Annotated in this window: 5 protein-coding genes; 1 reads left to right on the top strand and 4 read right to left on the bottom strand. The window is 63.9% G+C overall.

All coding sequences use genetic code 11. The features are described 5' to 3' along the window. The 3 genes from Y707_RS31410 to tdh form a co-directional block, all read right to left on the bottom strand. The coding region (locus Y707_RS31410) for an NAD(P)/FAD-dependent oxidoreductase (protein WP_035781014.1) at positions 1-638 on the bottom strand (638 nt) is incomplete at its 3' end. A 25-nt stretch (positions 639-663) separates the two neighbouring features. Next, positions 664-1905 (bottom strand): glycine C-acetyltransferase, encoded by a 1242-nt coding sequence (locus Y707_RS0109260; protein ID WP_026534871.1) that lies wholly within the window; start codon positions 1903-1905, stop codon positions 664-666. Between the two features lie 27 nt (positions 1906-1932). After that, the gene (gene tdh / locus Y707_RS0109265; protein WP_026534872.1) at positions 1933-2976 is read right to left on the bottom strand and encodes an L-threonine 3-dehydrogenase; all 1044 of its coding nucleotides are present in this window, start codon (positions 2974-2976) and stop codon (positions 1933-1935) included. 112 nt (positions 2977-3088) lie between these two features. Between tdh and Y707_RS0109270 the strand changes: the two genes are divergently transcribed. Beyond that, positions 3089-3754 (top strand): class I SAM-dependent methyltransferase, encoded by a 666-nt coding sequence (locus Y707_RS0109270; protein WP_026534873.1) that lies wholly within the window; start codon positions 3089-3091, stop codon positions 3752-3754. Positions 3755-3759: 5 nt separating this feature from the next. Here the strand turns inward: Y707_RS0109270 and Y707_RS24745 are convergent. Further along, positions 3760-4187, bottom strand: a 428-nt coding sequence (locus tag Y707_RS24745) for a phosphotransferase (RefSeq protein WP_155852865.1), incomplete at its 5' end; no start/stop codon positions are given.

Genomic DNA, 4187 nt, shown 5'->3' on the forward strand with positions numbered 1-4187 from the left:
TACGGCTCCAAGCCCAGGGTTCGGACACCGAAGATAACCGCCAGCGGGTCTGCCCACGCTCCTGCAGCATTGACGACCGTACGGGTCTTGAACGCCTCATCCCCGGCACCTACCACCCACCCGGCACCGACCTGCTGGGCAGTATGCACCGGTGCGTCGCAGTGGATCTGCACCCCCGCTTCCAACGCCCGGTCACGGTAATAGTCGACCAGCACATCGACTTCAACCTGCAGCGCGGATTCATCCAGCGCGACCGCTTCGAATGCTTCCGGACGAAGATCCGGACTCCGTTGCAGGGCTTCGGCCGTGGAAATCGGCACCAACACGTCGTTGCCGGACAGTTTAACTTCAACGTCCTCGGTGCTGCCGATGAACATCAGCGGCCTGGGGCTGAGGATCCGGCGGCCAATCTCGCCGGAGATTCCGTCAACCTGCTCGATGGACCGTTCGGTCAGCTGGCGGATCGGCCACGGCCCGTGGCTGGGCTGCATCTGCCGGGCCGAACGCGAGGAGGTGTGGTAAGCCAGCGAGCTTTCCGCCTCGACCAGCGCCACACTGCATTCACGGCCCAGCCGGGCGGCAAGCGACAGCCCGGCAATGCCACCGCCGACAATCAGAACGTCACAGTTTTCAGCCATAGGGGTTATGGTATCGCCGAACCTTTTAGTTATCTCCGACCGAGCCAGCCTTCACCGCGTCCCGGCTGGCCACAAACGCTTTGACGCAGTTTTCGATGTCCTCCGGGCTGTGGGCGGCGGAAAGCTGGACCCTGATCCTGGCGGCGTCTTTTGGAACGACGGGATAGCTGAAGGCCGTTACGTAGACTCCGTTCCGGAGCATTTCGTCGGCCACTTTGCCAGCTATAACGGCGTCGCCGAACATGACCGGGATGATGGCGTGCTCCCCTTCGAGCAGCTCAAAGCCTTCCTCCGCCATCCGTGACCGGAAATGCGCCGCGTTTTCCTGGAGACTGCTCCGGAGTTCGCCGCTGTTGACGACGAGATCCAGCGCCTTCAGCGTGGCGGCCACGATGGACGGCGCCAGGCTGTTGGAGAACAGGTACGGCCGCGCCTTCTGCCGCAGCATGGCGACGATCTCGCCGCGCCCTGCCACATATCCTCCGGAGGCACCGCCAAGTGCCTTGCCGAAGGTTCCGGTGAAAATATCGACCCGGTCGCCCACCCCCGCGTGCTCGGGTGTTCCTGCGCCGGTATCGCCCATGAACCCGACGGCATGCGAATCGTCGACCATGACAAGCGCATCGTACTTATCCGCCAGGTCGCAGATCGCCTCCAACGGGGCAAGGTAGCCGTCCATCGAGAACACCCCGTCGGTCACGATGATCGTCCGCCGAGCGCCTTTCGACCCGTCGGATCGTTCCTGCTCCGCCGCGGCCTGCAACTGGGCCTCAAGATCGGCCATGTCCCGGTTCTTGTACCGGTACCGTTTGGCTTTGCAGAGCCGGATGCCGTCGATGATCGAGGCGTGGTTCAGCGCATCGGAAATAACCGCATCATCGGGGCCAAAAAGTGACTCGAAGACACCACCATTGGCATCGAAACAGGAAGAGAAGAGGATGGTGTCATCCGTGCCGAGGAATTCGGAGACCCGCTGTTCGAGCAGCAGGTGCTGGTCCTGGGTTCCGCAGATGAACCGGACGCTGGCCATGCCAAATCCGCGTTCGTCCATGGCTTCCTTGGCGGCGGCGATGATCTCCGGGTGGTCGGCCAAGCCCAGGTAGTTGTTGGCGCAGAAATTGAGCACCTCGGCCGGCTCCGCCCCCGGCTGCCCCGCCCGGATGTGGCTGGACTGCGGCGAGCTGATGCTCCGCTCGGCCTTGAACAGTCCGGCTTCGCGGATCGCCTCCAGCTCGGACTGCAGGTCTTCCTTCATAGCTGAATACATTGCTTCTCCTGTCGATCCGTCGCGGTTCTAGAGCTGGGTCCAGTCCAGCACAACCTTGCCGCCCACACCATTGCGCGCGGCTTCGAAACCCTTCTCCCAGTCGCCCGCCGGCAATTGGTCGGTGATGACACTGGAAATCGCGTCATGCAACCAATCACTGCTTTGCAGCATGGCGCTCATGGCATACCAGGTTTCATACATCTCCCGACCGTAAATCCCCTGCAGAGTGAGCATGTGGGTGACCACGGTGGCCCAGTCAATATCAATCGACGACGCCGGCAGACCCAGCATGGCGATCCGGCCGCCATGGTTCATATTTGCAATCATCTCCGGCAGCGCCGTCGGGTGTCCGCTCATCTCGAGCCCGATATCGAACCCTTCGGCCATCCCCATGCTCTGCTGCGCATCACGGATCTTCGTCCTCGCCACATTAATGGGCAGGTCCACGCCCATGGACTGTGCCAGTTCCAGGCGCGGTTCGCTGACATCGGTGATGACAATGAAGCGCGCCCCGACATGGCGTACGACGGCGGCAGCCATCAGTCCGATCGGCCCAGCGCCAGTAATAAGTACATCCTCGCCGGTGACCGGAAATTTCAGTGCCGTGTGGACGGCGTTGCCCAGCGGATCGAAGATGGCGCCGAGCGCTGGTGTGATCCGCTCGTCTTGAATCCAGGCGTTCGTTTCCGGGATCACGACGTACTCGGCAAAAGCGCCGTCGCGCTGCACCCCGACGCTGACCGTGTGGATGCACAGCTGGCGCCGGCCGGCCCGGCAGTTACGGCACATGCCGCAGACTATGTGGCCCTCGCCCGAGACGCGGTCGCCGACCTTGGTATTGTGCACGCCGTCGCCGGTTTCGACCACCTCGCCATAGAACTCGTGGCCGGGAATCAGTGGCGCGTTGATGGTGCTTTGCGCCCAACTGTCCCAGGACTGAATGTGCAAATCAGTGCCGCAGATGCCGGTCGTCATCACCTTGATCTTCACTTCACCGGGACCGGGTTCCGGCTCCGGCCGGTCCACCAATTCGAATCCCGGCTGCGCGCCGGACTTATAAAGCGCTTTCACTGATACATCCCTTTCGTACCACCCCTCGGGCCTCGTTGCCCGGCTCTACGCTATCAATACTTTCTACACCGAACGCTTGACGGGCTCCCCACGCGTGACTACCGTCGGCGCTATGGCTGAGCCCCGTTCCTGGCAGGCCGAGACCGCGCTTCTCGGTAACGCTGACCCTTCCGACCCGACCGGATGGTTCGAGCCGCTCTGGGCGTCGGCCAAGGACGGAGCCGTCACGATGCCGTGGGATCGGGACGACCCGCACCCGGCACTGGCCGCATGGCCCAACAGCCCCGACTTGGGAACTGCGAGCGGCACCGCCGTCGTCGTCGGGTGCGGGCTCGGGGCCGATGCCGAGCACCTGTCCCTGCTCGGCTACGAAACGACGGCGTTCGACATCTCCCCCGCCGCGATCGCCGCAGCCCGCGCCCGGAACCCGGGGTCAGCAGTGACTTACGCCGTCGGGAACCTGCTCGACCTGCCGCGCGATTGGATCAGTGCCTTCGATCTGGTTGTCGAGATCTTCACCGTCCAGGCAGTGAATCGCAGGGTCCGCGGCGGACTCACTGCCGGCGTCCGGTCATTGGTAGCCCCGGGCGGGATCCTGCTGGCCATCCAGGCCATCGCCGAAAAGGGCGACGACGACGGCCCGCCCTGGCCACTGACCCAGCCGGAGATCGAGGCGTTCGGCACGGATGGGTTGTCGGCCGTGTCTATCGAGGGGCTCCCGGACTATGCCTCCCCCAGCCCCTTAGGACTCTGGCGCGCGGAGTTCCGTCGGTCCTGAGAGGACTAAGCCAGAACCTGCTGCAGTGATTCTTCGCCCAGAGAGCGCATGCCCGGGTGGTCGTCGGAGGCCGCGAGCATCGCGGTCGACATGGACAGCGCCCATGCGCGTGCGCGCCGCCAGGTGTCCGCGTCAACCTCAACCGCCTGAGCAATGCGGCGTTGGAAGCGTCTCCGGCCTTCGGCATCGAAAGTCAGCCACGCGGTTGCCAAATCGGTGGCGGGGTCGCCTGCGGTGAGGTCGCCGAAATCGATTACCGTGCTCAGCCTTCCGCCGGAGCACAGAATATTGGCCGCATGCGAGTCTCCGTGCAGCCAGAGCGGCCGTCCGGTCCAGGCAGGAGCAGCGCTCAACTCGTCCCATAGGCTTGCAACATCCGCGGCGTCCGGGATCACGCCACTTTCCAGCCGCTGAAGGACGGCGGCATGGCGGG

This window comes from Arthrobacter sp. H14, assembly GCF_000520495.1.
GTDB lineage: Bacteria > Actinomycetota > Actinomycetes > Actinomycetales > Micrococcaceae > Arthrobacter_C.

Bases quoted from the DNA above. Each gene is read 5' to 3' on its own strand.
- Y707_RS0109260 (WP_026534871.1), bottom strand. From the start codon at position 1,905: ATGTATTCAGCTATGAAGGAAGACCTGCAGTCCGAGCTGGAGGCGATC.
- Y707_RS0109270 (WP_026534873.1), top strand. From the start codon at position 3,089: ATGGCTGAGCCCCGTTCCTGGCAGGCCGAGACCGCGCTTCTCGGTAAC.